The 18,505-nt window shown below is 71.9% G+C and carries 14 protein-coding genes; 4 read left to right on the forward strand and 10 right to left on the reverse strand.

Features of this window, described 5'->3' with window-relative positions; genetic code table 11:
* Positions 1 to 71: 71 nt before the first annotated feature.
* Entirely contained in the window at positions 72 to 2,186 is a 2,115-nt protein-coding gene (locus AC54T1_RS04495; protein ID WP_496911176.1) for a thioredoxin domain-containing protein, read from the reverse strand.
* Between the two features lie 54 nt (positions 2,187 to 2,240).
* On the opposite strand from AC54T1_RS04495, the gene AC54T1_RS04500 reads away from it, so the two are divergent.
* Both AC54T1_RS04500 and AC54T1_RS04505 read left to right on the forward strand, forming a co-directional pair.
* Positions 2,241 to 3,980 (forward strand): GAF domain-containing SpoIIE family protein phosphatase, encoded by a 1,740-nt coding sequence (locus AC54T1_RS04500; RefSeq protein WP_484344129.1) that lies wholly within the window; start codon positions 2,241 to 2,243, stop codon positions 3,978 to 3,980.
* A 76-nt stretch (positions 3,981 to 4,056) separates the two neighbouring features.
* Positions 4,057 to 5,136: a YihY/virulence factor BrkB family protein gene (locus AC54T1_RS04505; protein ID WP_484344130.1), complete on the forward strand. Its 1,080-nt coding sequence runs from the start codon at positions 4,057 to 4,059 to the stop codon at positions 5,134 to 5,136.
* Between the two features lie 31 nt (positions 5,137 to 5,167).
* Here AC54T1_RS04505 and AC54T1_RS04510 read toward each other — a convergent pair whose 3' ends face one another.
* Together AC54T1_RS04510 and AC54T1_RS04515 are read right to left on the reverse strand one after the other, a co-directional pair.
* On the reverse strand, positions 5,168 to 5,368 hold the full coding sequence (locus AC54T1_RS04510; protein WP_496911177.1) for a hypothetical protein: 201 nt from the start codon (positions 5,366 to 5,368) through the stop codon (positions 5,168 to 5,170).
* Positions 5,369 to 5,507: 139 nt separating this feature from the next.
* Positions 5,508 to 6,146 (reverse strand): M15 family metallopeptidase, encoded by a 639-nt coding sequence (locus tag AC54T1_RS04515; RefSeq protein ID WP_484344132.1) that lies wholly within the window; start codon positions 6,144 to 6,146, stop codon positions 5,508 to 5,510.
* Positions 6,147 to 6,384: 238 nt separating this feature from the next.
* Here AC54T1_RS04515 and AC54T1_RS04520 point away from each other — a divergent pair, with 238 nt between their 5' ends.
* A complete protein-coding gene (locus tag AC54T1_RS04520) occupies positions 6,385 to 7,977 on the forward strand; it encodes an FAD-dependent oxidoreductase (RefSeq protein ID WP_496911178.1) in 1,593 nt (530 codons plus the stop codon).
* A gap of 98 nt (positions 7,978 to 8,075) precedes the next feature.
* On the opposite strand, the gene AC54T1_RS04525 is transcribed toward AC54T1_RS04520, so the two are convergent.
* The 4 genes from AC54T1_RS04525 to AC54T1_RS04540 form a co-directional block, all read right to left on the reverse strand.
* A complete protein-coding gene (locus AC54T1_RS04525) occupies positions 8,076 to 8,981 on the reverse strand; it encodes an NAD(P)H-hydrate dehydratase (protein ID WP_496911179.1) in 906 nt (301 codons plus the stop codon).
* A complete protein-coding gene (locus tag AC54T1_RS04530) occupies positions 8,971 to 9,729 on the reverse strand; it encodes a histidine phosphatase family protein (protein WP_496911180.1) in 759 nt (252 codons plus the stop codon). Before AC54T1_RS04530 ends, AC54T1_RS04525 begins: the two co-directional genes overlap by 11 nt.
* A gap of 134 nt (positions 9,730 to 9,863) precedes the next feature.
* Positions 9,864 to 10,067 (reverse strand): cold-shock protein, encoded by a 204-nt coding sequence (locus tag AC54T1_RS04535; protein ID WP_066460786.1) that lies wholly within the window; start codon positions 10,065 to 10,067, stop codon positions 9,864 to 9,866.
* Between the two features lie 222 nt (positions 10,068 to 10,289).
* Positions 10,290 to 11,924 carry a carboxylesterase/lipase family protein gene (locus AC54T1_RS04540; RefSeq protein ID WP_496911181.1) on the reverse strand — a complete coding sequence of 545 codons (1,635 nt, stop codon included), beginning with the start codon at positions 11,922 to 11,924 and terminating at the stop codon, positions 10,290 to 10,292.
* 62 nt (positions 11,925 to 11,986) lie between these two features.
* Between AC54T1_RS04540 and AC54T1_RS04545 the strand changes: the two genes are divergently transcribed.
* Positions 11,987 to 12,829 carry an aldo/keto reductase gene (locus AC54T1_RS04545; RefSeq protein WP_484344137.1) on the forward strand — a complete coding sequence of 281 codons (843 nt, stop codon included), beginning with the start codon at positions 11,987 to 11,989 and terminating at the stop codon, positions 12,827 to 12,829.
* Between the two features lie 173 nt (positions 12,830 to 13,002).
* On the opposite strand, the gene AC54T1_RS04550 is transcribed toward AC54T1_RS04545, so the two are convergent.
* The 3 genes from AC54T1_RS04550 to AC54T1_RS04560 form a co-directional block, all read right to left on the reverse strand.
* A complete protein-coding gene (locus AC54T1_RS04550; protein WP_496911182.1) occupies positions 13,003 to 14,085 on the reverse strand; it encodes a fatty acid desaturase family protein in 1,083 nt (360 codons plus the stop codon).
* 203 nt (positions 14,086 to 14,288) lie between these two features.
* Positions 14,289 to 14,492, reverse strand: a complete 204-nt coding sequence (locus AC54T1_RS04555) for a cold-shock protein (RefSeq protein ID WP_042437666.1) — start codon at positions 14,490 to 14,492, stop codon at positions 14,289 to 14,291.
* A 225-nt stretch (positions 14,493 to 14,717) separates the two neighbouring features.
* A complete protein-coding gene (locus AC54T1_RS04560) occupies positions 14,718 to 18,371 on the reverse strand; it encodes a TM0106 family RecB-like putative nuclease (protein WP_496911183.1) in 3,654 nt (1,217 codons plus the stop codon).
* Positions 18,372 to 18,505 lie beyond the last annotated feature (134 nt).

Raw genomic sequence — 18,505 nt, forward strand, 5'->3', positions numbered from 1 at the left:
CACACGCTACCGCTAAACGGCCGTGTCCCGGGAGGGACCCGTGGCCGCGACGCGCCAGCCCCTCGGCCCGTTCATCGGGCGTCGTGCAGCAGCATCTCGAGCGCACCCGGCTCGGTGACCGGGCGCTCGCAGACGAATCCCCGGCAGACGTATGCCGTGGGCACCGGAGCGGGGCGGTCCGCGAGCAGCGGGTGGTCCGAGCCCTCGGGACCGACGGCGATCACGGCACCGGCGGTGGGCGTGCCCCAGGCGACCTGCAGGAGCGCATCGGCCGCGTCGTCGGGTGACCGGTCAGGGCCTGCGCCCGCAGGGGGCTGTGGTGTGACGATCGCGATCTCACGTGGCCCGTCGACGAGGGCCTCGGCGACGGAGAGCGCGTGCCCCGCGAAGCGTGGCGCCCGGCCGGCGAGCACGGGGTAGACGCTCAACGCGGCCTCCGCAGCGACCCGGTGCCGGTGGGAACCGGAGAGCGCGGCGAAGCGCAGGAGCGCGCCGGCTGCGGCGGAGCGTCCCGACGGGCTCGCGTTGTCGCCCGGGTCCGCTGGCCGGATGATGAGTGCGACGTCGTCGGACGCCAGCCCGGTGTCGAAGAAGTCCGCGGGCGCCTGCGTGCCGTCCTCCTGCGGTTCTCCGGCCTGGGTGAAGCGTTCGAGGACCACGTCGAGGAGGCGTTCAGCGACGTCGTACCACCGGCGCTCGCCCGTCGCGGAGAAGAGGACGAGCAGGCCGTCGGCGAGCAGGCCGTAGTCCTCGAGGACGCCCGCGGCGTTGCTCAGGCGTGCGTCGAGCGAGACCCGCAGGAGGTTCCCGGTGCTCTCGTCGACGTGCAGCCCGACAACGTGCTCGGCTGCCACGCGCGCGGCGTCCACCCAGTCCGGTCGACCGAGGATCATGCCCGCCTCGGCGAGCCCGCCGACCGCCATGCCGTTCCACCCGGCGACGACCTTGTCGTCCCGTCCGGGACGGACCCGGTGCTCGCGGGCGGTGCGCAGCGCCTCGCGCACCCGGGCCAGGCGGACCTCGCCCGGTTCGCCCGTGCCGGGGTCCGTGGCCGCGACGAGGTCGGAGCGCACGAGCTGGAGGACGCTGGCGCCGTGCTCGAAGGTGCCCGTCGGCGTCACGGAGAACACCTGCGCCGCCCACGCACCGTCGTCCTCCCCGAGGACCTCGACGAGCTGGGCGGGCGTCCAGGAGTAGAAGCGTCCCTCCTCGCCCTCGGAGTCGGCGTCGAGGGACGACGCGAACGCGCCCTGCTCGGTCCGCAGCTCGCGGAGCAGGAACTCCACGGTCTCGGCCGCGACGCGCCGCGCCAGGTGGGCGACGTCGCCCGAGGACGAGCGGGCGAGGTGGGCGTAGACGGGCAGCAGCTGCGCGTTGTCGTAGAGCATCTTCTCGAAGTGGGGGACGACCCACCGGGCGTCGACGGAGTACCGGGCGAACCCGCCGCCGAGCTGGTCGTAGATACCACCGCGCGCCATCGCCTCGCAGGTGTGCTCGACGAGGGCGAGAGCCTCCGGATCGCCGGTGCGGGCGTGGTGGCGCAGCAGCTGGTCGAGGTTCATCGACGGCGGGAACTTCGGTGCACCACCGAACCCGCCGTTCGCGCGGTCGTGCTGGTCCGCCAGGCCACGGACCGCCGCGGCGAGGTCGTCGGCCGACGGCGCGCCGGTCGCTGTCCCCAGCTCTGCGGGCGTCGCGCGCAGGTGCTCGACGAGCCCTGCCGCCTGCTCGACGAGGTCCGAGCGCTTGTCACGCCACGCGACGCTCACGGCGTCGAGCACCTGCCGGAATGCCGGCATGCCCTGGACGGGTGTGGGCGGGAAGTACGTCCCCGCGAAGAAGGGTGCCCCGTCGGGTGTGAGGAACACCGTCATGGGCCAGCCACCCTGGCGGGTCATCGCGACGACGGCCGACATGTAGATCGAGTCGATGTCCGGGCGTTCCTCGCGGTCCACCTTGATGTTGACGAAGCCCGCGTTCATCTGCCGGGCCGTGGCCTCGTCCTCGAACGACTCGTGGGCCATGACGTGGCACCAGTGGCACGCCGCGTAGCCGACGGACAGCAGCACGGGGACGTCGCGCTCACGCGCGGCGGCGAACGCCTCCTCGCCCCATGCATACCAGTCGACGGGGTTGTCGGCGTGCTGGCGGAGGTAGGGCGACAGGGACCGGGAGAGGCGGTTCATAGATCGACGGTACGCGGGGGGCCAAAATCGCGCCGGACAGTGGATAATCGGCGTGTGCCCGTGCCACCGCCGCTGAGTGACGACCTCGAACCGCTGCTAGGTCCGTCCCTCGACGACGAGATGCGTGACCGGTATGCCCGCCTCGCCCGGGTTCGTCTCGGCGTGGCGGTCGCCATGGTCTCGCTCGACTCGCAGGCGGGATCTCCGCAGACCGCGTCGTGGGCGGTGCCCGCCGCCTGGGAGGCTGACTCCGTCCCGTACCTCGGGGACTGCTTCCGGGCCGTCGTCCTGTCGCGTGACGCACCGCTCGTGGTGCCCGACGTCGCCGCGGACGCGCAGCTCGTCGAGCGGCTCACGGGCCCGGACGCGCAGGTCGCCTCGTTCCTCGGTTTCCCGCTCGGCGACCCCGGTCCTGAGCGTCTCGGGGTGCTGTGCGTCATGGACACCGCGCCGCGCGAGTGGAGCGCCGACGATCTCGAGTTCCTCGACGACCTGGCCGCCCTGTGCTCGTCCGAGCTCAAGCTGCGGGCCGAGCACGCGCGGGCGCGCGAGATCCAGCGGGTCATGACGCAGAACAGCAGGAAGAACCGGCTGCTCCTGCTCCTCAGCGACGCCTTCGCGGACGCCGTCACCGTCGAGGACGTCGCGCAGATCGCCGGCCGTGTCGCCACGACCGGGCTGGGCGTGCGCCACACCGCCCTCGCGCTGCTCAGCGAGGACGGCCAGACGCTGCGGTACACCACGCAGAGCGAGTACTTCAGCGGGCTCGACGAGAAGTGGATCGATGCGTCCATCGACGACGACCGTCCGCTCTCCTACGTCGCGCGGACCCGTCAGACCGCGCTCTACCGCGACTTCGCGCACATGGCGGAGGAGTTTCCGTCGATCGCGTCCGCGGACCCGGGCGCCGGAGGTGGCCGGGCACTGCTGCCTCTCGTCTCGAGCGGGGAGCTGCTCGGCGTGCTCGCCCTCGTCTGGGACATGCCGCGCCAGTTCAACGAGCAGTCCGCACCCATCAAGGCTGCCCTCGCCGGCTACACCGCGCAGGCGCTCGACCGCGCCCGGCTCCTCGCCGAGCGTCAGAGCGTCGCGCAGCGCCTCCAGTCCGCGATGCTCACGCCGCTGCCCACCGTGCTCGGGCTGCAGCTCTCGACCGTGTACGAGCCCGCGGCCCGCGACGAACAGGTCGGCGGCGACTGGTACGACGCGGTCGAGCTCGACGACGGCTCGCTCGCGCTCATGATCGGTGACGTCACGGGACACGACCTCGAGGCGACCATCCTCATGGGTCAGCTGCGGTCGATGCTCCGGGCGTTCGCGTGGGAGCACGACGAGCCACCGTCGGCCGTCCTGTCGCTCCTCGACCGGGCCAACCAGGGGATCGGGCTCAACGCCACGGGAACCGGGATCGCCATGCGGTTGCGCCGGACCGCGGAGGGCGGATACGCGCTCGAGTGGTCCAGCGCGGGTCACCCGCCGCCGGCGATCCTGCGGGCCGACGGCTCGGTGGAGGTGCTGCGCGAGCGCAACGACCTCATGCTCGGCATCCTGCCGACGATCACCCGGCACGACCACACCGCGGTCCTGCATCCCGGTGACACGCTCGTGCTCTATACCGACGGGCTCATCGAGCGTCGCGGCGAGACGATCCTCGACGGTCTGCGGCGCCTCGCCGACGTCCTGGGACGGCACGCCTCCCACGACTTCGAGACGCTCGGTCAGACCCTGTTGGAGGACATGGTCGGCGGGGCTCTCGACGACGACACGGCGCTCCTCCTCGCCCGCGTCGTCTAGGTCTCCCGACTCGCGGCGGGGGCGGTCGCGTCGCACGATGGGACGAGACCACCGCGCCGAACGAGGAGACCTGCCCATGACCGGATCCGCCGAGACCAGCCCCGAGACGGTCCCCGACAAGAACGCCCCGGCGCCCGACGACCCCCGCAAGCCAGACTCCCCGCGCGAGATGTCCAAGCAGTCGTGGACGTACGTGCTGGGCAAGACGGTCCGGGAGTTCATGAAGGACCAGTGCACGGACATCGCCGCAGCGCTCACGTACTACGGGGTCCTCGCGGTCGCGCCCGCGCTCCTCGCCCTGGTGTCCATCCTCGGGCTCGTGGGCAACACGGACGAGATCATCGGTGACCTCGAGGGGTACGTGCCGCCCGACATGCTCAGCGGCATCCAGCCGCTCATCGAGCAGGTCACGCAGTCCTCCGCCTCCGGGTTCGCGCTCGTCGTCGGACTCGCGGGAGCCCTGTGGTCGGCATCCGGCTTCGTCAACGCCTTCAGCCGCGGGATGAACCGCATCTACGAGATCGACGAGGGCCGACCGATCTGGAAGCTGCGTCCCATGATGCTGCTCCTCACGACGATCCTGCTCGTCCTCGTCGCGGCGATCGCGTTCATGCTCGTCGCCTCCGGTCCTGTCGCCAGCAGCATCGGTGGGCTGCTCGGCCTGAGCGACACGGCCGTGACGGTGTGGAACATCGCCAAGTGGCCCGCCGTCCTCGTGCTCGTCGTCGTCGTCATCGCGATGCTCTACTACGGCACGCCCAACGTGAAGCAGCCGAAGTTCCGCTGGATCAGCCTCGGCGCGATCATCGCGATCCTCGTGTGGGCGATCGCCTCGGCCGGGTTCGCGTTCTACGTCGCGAACTTCTCGAACTACGACGCGACGTACGGCGCACTGGCCGGAGTCATCGTCTTCCTCCTGTGGGTGTGGATCAGCAACCTTGCGCTGCTCTTCGGCGCGGAGCTCGACGCCGAGATCGAGCGTGGGCGTGAGCTCGAGGCCGGGATCAAGGCGGAGAAGCTCATCCAGCTCCCGCCCCGTGACACGACGGCGAGCGAGAAGAAGGCGGCCAAGGCGGAGAAGGACATCGAGAAGGGACGCGAGATCCGGGAGAACAGTGGGAAGGTCCCGGGCGAGGGCAGCGAGCCGCGGGGGTAGACCCCGCCGGCGCAGCGCCCGGCGCAGTTGCTCAGGCGCGCAGGAGGCTCGGTGTGGCCGCGGCTCGCTGGACGGGAGCGGGGCGGGCCGGAGCGGGCAGCACGACCGGGCCGAGGACGCGTTCGAAGCGGCCGGTGAGGCGGGCCATCGCCAGGCCAGCCATGCCGGAGCGGCGCAAGGAGAGGAGCGTCGCGGGCGCCGTTGCGGCGGAGTCGAGCTTCGGGCTGATCACTCTGTGACAGTAGGACGCTGGTCCGAACCGCTTCAAGGTGTGCGCGGGTGAACACGTATGGGGAGAACTCCCCATGGATGAACTTGTGGGTGTTCGTCCGGACTTCCACCGGGCGGCCGCGCACGTTTCATCCGCTCGGTCATCCCTGGAACGTCCAGTGCCACGGCTCCCGTGGGACGTCCTCGACGAACCCGTGCGCCGCCCCGTTGGCACGCATCCAGGCGAGGGCCTTGGAGTCGAGCCCGAGGTCGACGCTCAGACCCCACCCGTGGTTGCTCGTCCCGGGCTTGGCAGCGAGCCCGCCCTCCGAGTAGAGGCCCTTGCGCGCGACGAGATCCACCTGACTCTCGTAGGTGCGGTAGGAGTCGGTGATCCCGATGGTCACGCCGTCGGCCTTCGCGGCCGCGAGCAACCCGTCGAACGACGACGCCGCAGGTGCCCAGAGCCGGTGACCGGTCCCCCCGATCTCGGTGAGCGCCTCCCGCGGGACCTTCCCGTTCCCGTACACCGCGAGGTCCTCGGGCACGCCGTCGGCGTTGAGCCGGGGTGCTGCGCTCGTGGGCGCGGCCCCGGTCGTGCCGCCGGTGGGGGCGACGGAGCCGACGGCCTGGGCGAGGGCGGAGCTGAACGTGCCGGCGCCCGACGCTGCCGACGCGGCGCTGGTCGACGCGGTGCCGACCAGGCCCATCGCGCCCGTCGCGGTCCGCGGGCCGGCCAGGGCCCCGATGGTGGACCGGATGTCCAGGATCCGCGAGGTGATCGCCTCGATGCCGCTCACTGTGCCCTCGTATCGCTGGTGCGGCCGATCCGTGGCCCGTGTGCAGCCGCATCCCAGCGGCCGTCCTCATCCAGTCCTATCGACCGGCGCCCGGCGCCCATGAGCGATCAGCCTGCTCCCCGACCCGACCCGACCCGAACCGCAGCAGGCGTCGGTGGCGCGCCGGTCACGCAGGGCGCCACCGGGACCGCGTGACGTTCACCGCGCGGATCGCGTGAGCGTTGCGCATCATCGAGGTATGACTCTCCTGGACACCACCTCGTTGTGGCTCGACCGGTCAGCGCGATCGACACCGCCGTCGAACCAGCTCCTCGACCCGCTCGTCAGCGGGTCCCACTACGACGTCGCCGTCGTCGGTGCCGGTCTCACCGGGTTGACGACCGCCGTGCTCCTCGCACGTGGCGGCTGCTCCGTCGTCGTGCTCGAGGCGCGGCACGCAGGAGCGGTGACGACCGGCAACACGACGGCGAAGCTGTCGCTCCTGCAGGGGACCACCTACTCCGACCTGCTCTCCCGGCACGACGAGGAGACCGTCGGGCACTACCTCGAGGGCAACCGCGAGGCGCAGTCCTGGCTGCTGCGCTACCTCGACAGCCACGGTGTGGCCTACCAGCGCCGGCACGCGGTCACGTACGCGGTCACCGACAGGGGCGTGCGCTCCGTGCGTGCGGAGCTGGAGGCTGCCGAGCGGCTCGGGCTGCCGGTCCAGTGGCGCGACGACGTCGGTCTTGAGTACGACAACGAGGGCGGGATCGTCCTGGCGGACCAGGCGCAGTTCCACCCCATGGAGGTGCTCGACGCACTCTCCGCGGAGCTCACCGAGCGCGGCGTGGCCGTCTTCGAGGCGTGCCGCGTCATGGGCGTCGACGCCGGAGCTCCGCACACCCTGCGTGTCGAGCGCGGGGCGCAGGGCCTGGCGACCGAGCCGCTGACGGTGACCGCTGGCAGGGTGGTGCTCGCGACAGGCATACCGATGCTCGACCGGGGCGGCTTCTTCGCCCAGCTCGAGCCGATGCGCTCCTACGCGTTGTCCTTCCGGGTCCCGGGAGCGATCCCGCAGGGCATGTACCTCTCCGCGGACGGCCCCACCCGTTCGTTGCGCACCTACCCGGGCCCGGACGGGGACCTCCTGCTCGTCGGCGGCAACGGCCATGTCGTGGGCCGCGAGACCCACACCCGGGCCCAGGTCGAGGACCTCGTGCGGTGGACGCAGGAGCGCTTCCCGGGTGCTGAGCTGACCCACCAGTGGTCCGCGCAGGACTACAAGCCCGTCTCGCACCTGCCGTTCGTCGGCCCGATCACGCCGGGCGACGACTCGATCCTCGTGGCCACCGGGTACAACAAGTGGGGAATGACCAACGCGGTCGCGGCAAGCCTCGCCCTGAGCGAGACGGTCCTGGGCGACGCGGAGCGTGGCTCCATGCCGTGGGCGGAGGCCTTCCGCAGCTGGAGCAGCCACGACCTCAGCGGCGCCCTCGAGGGGGCCCGCATCAACGCGGGTGTTGGTGTGCGGATGGTCGCCGACCGGCTCAAGGCGGCGATCCCGGGTGTCGTGCCCGTCGAGGGTGCGAAGGGCGACCCCGACGAGGGCGAGGGGCGCATCGAGCGCGACGGCGCCACGCAGGTCGCCGTGTGCACGATCGAGGGCCGCACCTACCGGCGCTCGGCGACCTGCCCGCACCTCGGGGGGATCGTCTCCTGGAACGACGCGGAACGGACATGGGACTGCCCGCTGCACGGTTCGCGCTTCGCGCCCGACGGCGTCGTGCTCGAGGGTCCCGCGGTCAACCCCCTGGCGGAGCACGGGACCGACGCCGAGCGCCACGGCTGAGGGAACCACCGCTCAGGGGGCCACGGCTGGGGCTCGGGTCGGCGCCCGCGAGGGTGCCCACCCGGACCCGGGCGTCCCCGGGTCCGGGTGAGGGACCCTCAGGCCGACAGCTCGGCGACGACCTTCGGCAGCTCGTCCGCGAGCTCGCGGGCGAGGTAGCCGAACGCGCCCACCGCCGAGGTGAGTCTGTCGCCCGCGACGGCGTGCGCGTGGGTGCCCCACGCCGTCGCACGGTCGGGAGCGACCCCGCGCGCGCAGATGCCCGCGACGGCTCCGGCGAGGACGTCGCCGGAGCCCGACGTCGCGAGCCCGCCGGTGCCCGTCGTCAGCTCCCACCCGGCACCCTCCGGGGGGACGACGAGGCCCTGGCACGAGACGACCGCGCCGTATCCGTCCGCCACGCCGCGCAGCGCGCGGTGCAGGGCGGCGGGGTCGTCGAGGTCGGCGTCGTCCTCCTCGAGGAGGCGAGCGGCCTCGGACGGGTTGGGGGTGAGGATGAGGCGCCCGCGCAGTCCGCTCGCCGCGTCGCGCACCCGCGGGAGCACCCCGAGCGCGAACGCGTCGAGGACCACGCGGGTCTGCTCGCCCAGGAGCGGCAGGACCGTCTCGAGCAGAGCCACCGCCTCCTCGGGGTCGTCGAGACCCGGACCGACGACGACGACGTCGGACGAGCCGAGACTGTCGGCGAGCACGTCGCCACCGGACCCCCGGACGCTGCCGGAGCTCGTCTCCGCCAGACCGACCACGCCGGCCTCCGGGACCGCGACAGCCAACGCCGGAGCGACGGACTCCGCGACCGCCATCGTCAGCCGGCCCGCCCCGACCCGTAGGGCGGCCACCCCCGCGAGGAGGACCGCGCCGGGCGTGCCACGGGCGCCCCCGACGACGAGCACCTGACCGCGGTCGTACTTGGACGCCACCTGCGTCGGCAGGCCCCAGTCGCGCAGGAGCGCGGGGGTGAGCGGAGCGGGGCCGGTCTGCGGCGCGGCGGGATCAGGCGACATCGGTGCTGCCCTTCTGGTCGGTGTGCGCGGCGCCGTGCTCGGTGAGGTGGTCCTCGTCGTTCACGAGGTCAGCGGTCCACCGGAACGGGTCGCCCCCCTCCTCGCGGCGCAGCCGGGTGACCGAGGCGTTGGCCACGCCCCGGGTGCGTCCGAGCTCGAGGACCTCCTGCTCGTTCATGCCCTCGCAGACGTACCGGAACACCATGATGACGGCGTCGTGGCACGTGATGAGGATGCGGCGCGGGGACTGCGGGCCGAGCCGGTCGAGGTCGGCGAGGAACGTCCGTACGCGCAGGGCGACGTCGGTCCAGGACTCCCCGCCCGGCGGCCGGTAGTAGAACTTCCCGTGCCACTGCCGGCGCTCGGCCTCGTCGGGGAACTCCTCGCGGATCCCCGCGAGCGACAGTCGGTCGAGGACTCCCAGGTCCCGGTCCCGCAGGCGTTCGTCGAGCCGCAGGGGCAACGCCATCCCCGCCTCGTCGAGCGCCAGGCGCGCGGTCTCCTGCGCGCGCACGAACGGTGAGGACCACACCGCCTGGGGTGACTCGTCCTCGGGCAGGTCCCGTAACCAGCGGCCGAGCGCACGGGCCTGCTGCTCGCCCGTGGCGGACAGGGGGACGTCGGCGTCCCGGAGGTCGATCGCGATCCGCGGGAGGCCGTCACGGTCGGCGGACGCGCTCGCCACGTTCCCTGTGCTCTGACCGTGCCGGACCAGCACCAGCTCGAGGGGTCCACAGTGCTCAGACATGCTTGCCACTATCCGACGAACAGCCGCGTTCCGCATCCGAAGCCGCGTGGAACCCGTGCCCGGACGCGACGAAGGCCCCGGTCGCACGCGACCGGGGCCTTCGGGAGGTCATCACGTCAGCGACGTGACTCGCATCAGATGGGGCGGATGTTCTCCGCCTGCGGGCCCTTGGGGCCCTGCGTGATGTCGAACTCGACCTTCTGGTTCTCGTCCAGCGAGCGGTAGCCCGAGCTCTGGATCGCCGAGTAGTGCGCGAAGACGTCAGCACTGCCGTCCTCGGGTGCGATGAAGCCGAAGCCCTTTTCCGCGTTGAACCACTTCACGGTTCCAACTGCCATGGTGATACTCCTCCAAGAGTACGTCGGACGACCCCCCCTGTGAGGGCCGCTCGTCACGGTGCCGTCGTCCACTCCTGAAGAGGACCACCCCAGCTCGCGCCGGTGCGGGTGAGACGTGCGAGTCACTGCAACTTCGCGGCTAACTCTAGCCATATCGGGGCCATCGTCGCTAGATCCACAGGAGGAAAGTGTGACGTGGCCCACGAGGGCGCCCGGCGGGGGTCAGCGGTAGGTCTCGGTGCCCTCCCAGGCCCGCCGTCGCTCACGCCCCGGGTCGCTGATGACGCGGTCCCGGGAGTCGAAGATCATCGTCGGGCGGTCGTCGGAGTCGTATGCGGGCCAGCGCCCACCGGGAGCGCCGTGACGGGCGAAGGTGAGCCACTCGTCCTGCATCCGCTCGCGCAGCGCAGCGAGCTCCTCGGCGCCACCCAGCCATGTCGCCGAGCGGGTCTCCGGCGAGGACGGCGCGACGAGCACGGGGAGCAGGTCCGTGCCGTGCGCACCGCCGAGCCCGCGGAGGTTGAGGGCATGCGTCGTGAAGTCGTAGCGGTAGACGAACGTCGGTGCCTGTGCCGCGTGGGCCTGGGCGGCGCGGACCGCCGGGATCCAGAAGAGCGCGTCCCCGCCCAGCTGGGCGCGGGCGCGCGGCGACGGGTAGCCCGGGTAGGCGGACAGGACGCGCAGCTGGGCGGCGGGGTCCGTGATCTCGAACATGAGGTCGATCGCCGCGGCGCTCGTGGGCACCTCCGAGTGGCGCCGTCCGAGGAAGGCGAGGCCCTCGTGCTTCGTCGACCCGACGAGCAACGGCACCGGGTGCGCACGCCCGGCCGCGAAGACGTCGGCGGGGTGCTCGGGCAGGAAGTCGCCGTCGACCACGGGGCTCATGCACCGTGCGCCCGGGGCCTCCCGTGCGGCGAGCGCGCTCAGCCGTGTCCCGGCGGCGACGAGCTCCGCCGGTGGAGCTGCGAGGAGCGCGTCGACGGCGAGGCTCTCCGTCGTGTGCAGCCAGGTGATGAAGTCGCTCGCCCACCCCGCGGCGCGCTCGCGACCGTTGACGCTCGCGACGGCCGGGCTCTGGGCGATCACCCGGTGGAACAGGCCGGCTGCGCTGGGCACGCACATGAGGGTCGTGGCGGCCGTCGCCCCGGCGGAGTGGCCCATGAGGGTGACGTTGCCGGGGTCGCCGCCGAAGCCGGCCACGTTGTCCCGGACCCACTCCAGCGCGGCGACGACGTCCCGGAGCCCGACGTTGCTGTCGAACGTGCGACGAGGCGAGGAGAAGCGCGAGAAGTCGAGGAACCCGAGCGCCCCCAGACGGTAGTTCACGGTGACGACGACGACGTCACCCCGTGCCGCGAGGGTCTCGGGCGACAGGGCGGGCATCGAGCCGGCCCCCGAGACGAACCCGCCCCCGTGGATCCAGACGATCACGGGCCGGGCGTCACCGACGGCGGCTGGGTCCTCCGGGGCGTGCGGGGCGGCAGGTGTGCCCGGGGTGAGGACGCTGAGGGTGAGGCAGTCCTCGGACTGCTCGACGTCTGCCCCCACCCGCCACGGCGAGTGGGCGGGGCGCTGCGGTGCGACGGGGCCCTCGTGCACGCACGTGCGGGTGCCCGTCCACGGCGTGGCGGGCCGGGGCGCACGGAACCGGAGGTTGCCGACGGGCGGCGCTGCGTAGGGGATCCCCCGGAAGACGTGCACGCCGTCACGGGCGACTGCCCCGCGGACCATGCCTGCCAGGGTGCGGACCTCGGGTCCCGGGCGCAGCGGTGCGCTCGTCGGGGCCTGCGGGGTGGTGGGGCCGGGTGTCACGGTGAGCTCCTGACGGTCGACGGCACGGTGAGGGGGTTCACTCATGAGGCTAGCCCGCGACGAGCGCCCGCGGGGCGGACCTGCGTCCTGTCGGGTATGAAAGACGGATGAGCACACACGTTCCCACCATCACCCTCAACAACGGCGTCGAGATCCCTCAGGTGGGGTTCGGCACCTTCCAGATCTCCGAGGAGGACACGCAGCGCGCCGTCGAGTCGGCGTTCGAGGCCGGGTACCGCCACATCGACACGGCGGCCGGCTACTACAACGAGGCCGGCGTCGGCGCAGCGGTGCGGGCGAGCGGGCTCGCCCGCGAGGACGTCTTCGTCACCACGAAGCTCCGCAACGGCGACCAGGGCTACGACGCGACGCTCAAGGCGTTCGAGGCGAGCCGGTCCGAGCTGGGTCTCGACTACGTCGACCTGTACCTCATCCACTGGCCGGTGCCGAGCAAGGACCTGTACGTCGAGACGTGGCGGGCGTTCGAGAAGCTCTACGCGGACGGCCTCGTGCGGTCCATCGGCGTGTCGAACTTCCTCACCGAGCACCTCGACCGGTTGCTCTCCGAGACGGAGGTCGTCCCGGTGGTCAACCAGATCGAGGTGCACCCGACGTTCCAGCAGGCCGAGCTCGCGGACGCGTGCGTCGCGGCGTCCGTGGCGGTCGAGGCGTACAGCCCGCTCGGGCGGGGCGACGACCTCCGGGCGCCCGAGGTCGTGTCGATCGCCGAGGCCCACGGCGTGACGCCGGCGCAGGTCGTCCTGCGGTGGCACGTGCAGAGCGGGCACATCGTCATCCCGAAGTCCGCCACCCCGGAGCGCATCGTCGCGAACCTCGACGTCTTCGGGTTCGAGCTCGACTCGGACGAGATGGCTCGGGTGACCGGCCTCGAGCGGGGCGGCCGCACGGGGGCCGACCCCGCGACGGCGTCGTTCACGCAGTTCCGCTGAGCGGATCTCCGCAGACGCACAGCCGCGGACGCGCAGGACTGCAGACGCGCAGAACTGCAGACGCGCAGGACTGGAGACGCAGTGAGAGCCCGAGACGCACAGACGCCCGCCGCCAGGGATGGCGACGGGCGTCTGTGCGTGAGGACGATCCGCTGGCGGCGTCCGGCCGGAGGTCAGCGGTACGCGGCGACCAGCGGGCAGGTGAACGTGTCACGGTCACCGAGGCCGACGCGGTTGAGGTAGCGGATGACGATGCCGTAGCTCTGGAAGAGCCCCGTCTCGGTGTACGTCACGCCCTTCTCGGCGCAGAACTCCGAGACGATCGGCTGGGCGTGGCGCAGGCTGATGCGCGGCATGCTCGGGAAGAGGTGGTGCTCCACCTGGTAGTTGAGCCCGCCGAGCGCGACGTCGATGAACCGGCCGCCGGTGACGTTGCGGCTCATGAGCACCTGGCGGCGCAGGAAGTCGATCTTCATGTCCTTGGGGACGATCGGCATGCCCTTGTGGTTGGGCGCGAAGGACCCGCCCATGTAGAGGCCGAAGAGGGCGAGGTGCAGCGCCATGAATGCGACGGCCTTGCCGGGGGAGAGGACGAGGAAGACGAGGGCGACGTAACCACCGAGGCGGGAGCCGAGGAAGAGGATCTCGGTGCCACGACGCGCGATGGGCTCGCGACCGAGCACGCGCTTGAGGCCCTGGTAGTGCAGGTCGAGGCCTTCGAGGAGGAGCAGGGGGAAGAAGAACCAGCCCTGGTGCGCGGCGAACCAGCGTGTCACGGGGTTGCGGCGCGAGGCGGCCTGCTCGTGCGTGAACGCGAGGATGGGGAGGTCGATGTCGGGGTCGACGGTGTCCTTGTTGGGGTTGCCGTGGTGCTTGGTGTGCTTGTGCTGCCACCAGCCGTAGCTCAGGCCGACGAAGAGGTTCGCGACGACGAGGCTGACCCACTCGTTCCACTTGCCGGACTTGAACATCTGGCGGTGCGCTGCGTCGTGACCGAGGAACGCGGCCTGCGTCATGACGACGGCGGCGACGACGGCGGTGACGAGCTGCCACCAGGAGTCACCGATCATGATGAACGCGGTGATGAGGGCCGCGTAGACGGCGACCATGCCGACGAGCTTGGCCCAGTAGTACCCGTAGCGGCGGCGCATGAGGCCGGCTTCCTGGATACGGCGGCTGAGCTCCGCGAAGTCGCTCACGGCGCGGACGCGCGGGGACTGTGCGGACGGGCTGGGCGGGGTGAGCGTTGCGCTCATGGAGTCTCCGGGGGGAGTCGGTGAGCGCAGGGTGGTGCGTGTTCAGCCAACCGGTGAGTTTCGCTCGGGCTCAAGGGTGGTCGGCGTACGGCTTCGTGGAGCCGGGAGGATACACAAATGCCCCGGGCATGGCGCCCGGGGCATCTGTGGAGGACTCAGATTGCGATCACGTGGTCGAGACCGCCGTGATCAGCGAATCAGAATCAGAGGGGGCGGATGTTCTCAGCCTGCGGGCCCTTGGGGCCCTGCGTGACGTCGAACTCAACCTTCTGGTTCTCGTCGAGGGAACGGTATCCGCTCGAGGCGATCGCGGAGTAGTGCGCGAACACGTCGGCGCTGCCGTCCTCGGGTGCGATAAAGCCGAAGCCCTTTTCGGCGTTGAACCACTTCACGGTTCCAACAGTCATGGTGATCTCCTTCAAGAGTGATCAGTCGACCCCGCCTGTCGGGGCCGTACGTCACGGTGTTCCGTCGTCAACTCTTGAAGAACAAGATCCGCGGGCATTGGCCCGTGTGCGGCAAAGACATAAGAGGCACTGCAACTTCGGTCCTGACACTACACAGGATCGGGCGACAGCGCTAGTGCTCGGCCGCAGGAGTTTCACCAGAGGTCAGAGCCCGTCACCGCCGGGTCACGGAACCGGTGCCGGGTCGGCGCCGGTCCGTGCACCCCGGCCGGCCGCGCACAGCCCGATGAAGGCGCCGAGCTGGCACAGGTCCTCGGGCGTCGCGGGCAGGTAGTCGGTGAGCCGCGGGGACCGCACGACGACGGACGCCCACTGCCCGCGTGACACAGCGACGTTGATCCTGTTGCGGGAGAGCAGGAACCCCATGCCCCGTGGGACCTCCGCGACGTCGGACGCGGCCATGCTCACGATGACCACGGGCGCCTCCTTGCCCTGGAACTTGTCCACGGTCCCGACGCGGACGCCACCCAGCCGCGCCGCGCGCAGGGCGCTCTCGATGAGCGCACGCTGGGCGTTGTAGGCGACGACGACGAGGATGTCGTCCTGGGTGAGCGGCCGCGCTCCCGCGTCGGGTCCGCCGGTCCACGGCAGCCCGAGGAACCGTCGTACCTGCTCGACGACCTCCTCGGCCTCCTCCACGGACTCGACGGAGTTCCCGGTGTGCTCCACCTCGACGAGGTGCACCCCGGGCGGCACACCCTCGAGGTGGCGCGCAGCGGTGACGGTCTCCTGCGGCTGCAGCGCGCCGTCGTAGGACAGGCGGGAGACGGGTCCGCAGAGGTCGGGGTGCATGCGCCACGTGCGCTCGAGGAAGTAGCCGCGGTCCGCGGGCAGGGCGTCGTGCCCTTCGGCGACCCAGCCCAGCGCGGACCCGTCGACGGGCTCCGGGTGGCTGCCCTGGCTCACCTGGGGCAGCTGCTGGGGGTCGCCGAGGAGCAGGAGGTTGTGTGCCGCGACGGACACCGCGAGGGTGTTGGCGAGCGAGAACTGGCCGGCCTCGTCGACGACGAGGAGGTCGAGCTCTCCGCGCTCGACCTTCTTGAGGTTCGTGAAGTCCCAGGCGGTCCCTCCGACGACGAACCCGTGGCCGCGGTGGTCGGCGATGAACTTCGCCTGCTTCTTGGCGCCGATCACGGTCCACGTGCGGGGGTCGTCGTCGCGGATCTCCTTGCCGACCCGGTACGGCGGCACCCCGGCCTCGACGACCTTGTCGAGGAGGTGCTCCACCGCGGAGTGGGACGGCGCGACGACGCCGACGCGCCACCCCTTCTTCACGAGGCGCTCGATGACGCGCGCCCCCACGTACGTCTTGCCGGTGCCGGGGGGACCCTGGACCGCGAGGTAGGAGCGGTCGAGGTCGAGGACCGCGTCGGTGATCGCGCTGATGTATGCGCTCGGACCCTCGCCGACGGCGGGCAGCGGCGCGTCGACCTTGAGCTGCGGTGGCAGGCGCCGCAGGATGTCCAGCCCGGGGTGCGCGGTGAGAGCATGCGCGTCCCGCTCCCCGGTGTGGCCGAGACGCCGGACGACGTCGGAGGCGATCTCGCGCACGGCGACCTCGAGCGGCCCGGTGGGCACGGGGCTGCCCGGCCCGATCGCCATCGGGAGCTCGGAGTAGGGCTCGAGGCCCTTCTTGAGGACCTCGGCCACCACGACGACGTCGCGGCCCTGCTCGTCGGTCTCCACGACGACGACGGTCGAGGACCCGGTCACCTGCCGGACGGCGCCCGGCGGCACCTCGAGGCCGTCGGGGACGGGCGCGTCGTAGATGCACCAGACGCTCGCGCCCGGCCCGATGGTGCTGCCGGTCGCGAGCCTGCCGACCATCCGCAGCTCACGGCGCAACGACCGCTGCGAGCCCTCCTTGAACCAGTCGCGGCTCACGCTCGCGTCCTCGGCGAGCAGCACGTCCCGGGTCTGCGCCCACTCGTCCGGCGGTGCCGTGAGCCGGTCGAAGTGGGCCCACCAGAACGGCTTGTCCTCGCGCCGGTGGTAGCCCAGGGCGGCCTCGAGCATCGCGAACGCCTGCTGGTCGTAGGTCCGGGCGCCGTCGTCCCGGGTGGGCGCGGCTGCGGCGAGGAGCGCGGTGCTCACCGGGTCGGGCTCTTCCACGGCGACGGGCTCGGCGCCCGTGTCAGTCACCCCGACGGTGATCCCGTGCGCCACGGCCTGCTCGAGGAGCCAGTCCCGCAGGCCCCGCGTGGACCGGCAGTCGTAGGCGTTGTACTCGGCGATGAGGTCGAGCACCTCGCGGTACTCGGTCTCCCTGCCGCGGTCGCGCAGGTCGCAGGCCCGTGCGTACTCGGTGATGGAGTCGGCGGCCGTCGCGAGCTCGGCGTTGCGCAGGTCGTCGCCCATGTACAACGGCTCGAGCTTCTTGAGGGAGTACGACGGCTGGGACACCCTGATGCCCTGCCGGACGGTCGAGTAGAGGTCGACGAGCACCCCGTGGCGCAGCAGGTCGTCGAGGTCCGTCTCGCCCACGCCGTACCGGCCCACGAGGCGGCCGAGCGCCGTCTTCTCGTAGGGCGCGTAGTGGTAGACGTGCATCCCCGGGTGCGCGGCCCGGCGCTCGCGGACGTACGCGAAGAAGTCGAGCAGCGCCTTCTCCTCCTCCACGCGGTCGTGCGCCCAGAACGCCCGGAACTCCCCGGTGTCGCCCTCGACGAGCCCGAAGAGGTACTCGAGCCCCCACTCCCCGGACCCGGGCGCAGCCCACAGGGGGTCGCCCTCGAAGTCGAAGAAGATGTCGCCCGGGTCGGGTGCCGGCAGGGCGGCGAGCGGGACCGTGCTCACGACGACGGCGCGGACGTCCGGGGTGCCGTCGGGGTGGGGTGGCCGGCCGTCCTGCGCGACCTGCAGCTGCGCCTGCCGGCGCAGGGTCGCGAGCGTCCGGGAGGGGATGCCCGCGACCTCCAGGTCGCTCGCGGCGAGGTCCTCGATCGTCCGGAGGCCCGGGATCAGGGTGCCGTCCGGCGTGACGACGTCGGCACGCAACCGTGTGCGCTGCACCGTGGTCAGCCCCGCGACGAGCAGCAGGTCCCGGTGGGCCTCGACCTCGACCTGGCACACCTCGCACCGCCCGCAGGCCAGATAGCGCGGGTCGTCCCAGCGCACGGGTCCGCTCGCGGCACGGTGCTCGTCGAGCAGGGCCTCGAGGCGGGCGCGGCGCTCGCGGTAGACGGGGACGACGTCGGCGAGGGCGTGCTCGGACACGCTCGTGTCACCGAGCACGAGCCGCACGTGCGGCGAGACCTCGATGCCGGCGGCGCCGAGCTGCTCGGCGTACGCGGCGATCTGCAGGAGCGCGGTGACCTTGGCGCGGCGCGCGAGCTTCGTGTCCTCGACGGTGTACGAGCCGTCGGGCTCCCGGACGAGGAAGTCGGGCCGGCCCATGAAGCGGCCGTCGAACAGGAGTCCCTGGTAGACGACGTCGGCGCCGTCGTGCAGCAGCGCGACGGTGCGCTCGTGCGCACGGTGCAGGGCCGCGACGGACTCCGGCGCGCCACCGCTCTCGAGGACGACGACCCCACGGCCTGCGACCACGCCACGCCCAGCGCCGGCGTCCCCGGCCGGTTCGACGACGGCCTCGCCGGGCACGTGCGGACCGAACGTCTCGAGGTGGCGCTGCAGCACGCGCTTCTCGTGCGCGAAACCCAGCGCCGCGGTGCGCTCGAGCATCGCGTCCACCGCGCGGACCGTGGCGTCGGTCGACCGTCCCAACCGCTCGTCGAGGGTGCGCAGCAGCGCGAACTCGCACGTGGCGGCGAGCGCCAGGTCGGTCGCGCTGCACACGAGGACGTCATCCAGAACGAACACGAAAGGGCCTCTCAGGTCGGCGGGCTGCCGTTCCCCGAACCATACGGGGGCGGTCCGACACCGCTGTACCGGCACCGCTGCGCCCGCCCCTCGGCGCCTACGGCCCGAGCGCCGGCCCGAGCCGAGCGCCTACG

The sequence above is a fragment of the Sanguibacter sp. Z41_6 genome (assembly GCF_059621145.1).

What these genes read in the sequence shown, in the direction of transcription:
- AC54T1_RS04525 (WP_496911179.1), bottom strand. Translation starts at nt 8,981, where the DNA reads ATGTCGCCTGATCCCGCCGCGCCGCAGACCGGCCCCGCTCCGCTCACC.
- AC54T1_RS04495 (WP_496911176.1), bottom strand. Translation starts at nt 2,186, where the DNA reads ATGAACCGCCTCTCCCGGTCCCTGTCGCCCTACCTCCGCCAGCACGCC.
- AC54T1_RS04505 (WP_484344130.1), top strand. Translation starts at nt 4,057, where the DNA reads ATGACCGGATCCGCCGAGACCAGCCCCGAGACGGTCCCCGACAAGAAC.
- AC54T1_RS04550 (WP_496911182.1), bottom strand. Translation starts at nt 14,085, where the DNA reads ATGAGCGCAACGCTCACCCCGCCCAGCCCGTCCGCACAGTCCCCGCGC.
- AC54T1_RS04530 (WP_496911180.1), bottom strand. Translation starts at nt 9,729, where the DNA reads ATGTCTGAGCACTGTGGACCCCTCGAGCTGGTGCTGGTCCGGCACGGT.
- AC54T1_RS04535 (WP_066460786.1), bottom strand. Translation starts at nt 10,067, where the DNA reads ATGGCAGTTGGAACCGTGAAGTGGTTCAACGCGGAAAAGGGCTTCGGC.
- AC54T1_RS04555 (WP_042437666.1), bottom strand. Translation starts at nt 14,492, where the DNA reads ATGACTGTTGGAACCGTGAAGTGGTTCAACGCCGAAAAGGGCTTCGGC.
- AC54T1_RS04520 (WP_496911178.1), top strand. Translation starts at nt 6,385, where the DNA reads ATGACTCTCCTGGACACCACCTCGTTGTGGCTCGACCGGTCAGCGCGA.
- AC54T1_RS04545 (WP_484344137.1), top strand. Translation starts at nt 11,987, where the DNA reads ATGAGCACACACGTTCCCACCATCACCCTCAACAACGGCGTCGAGATC.
- AC54T1_RS04540 (WP_496911181.1), bottom strand. Translation starts at nt 11,924, where the DNA reads ATGAGTGAACCCCCTCACCGTGCCGTCGACCGTCAGGAGCTCACCGTG.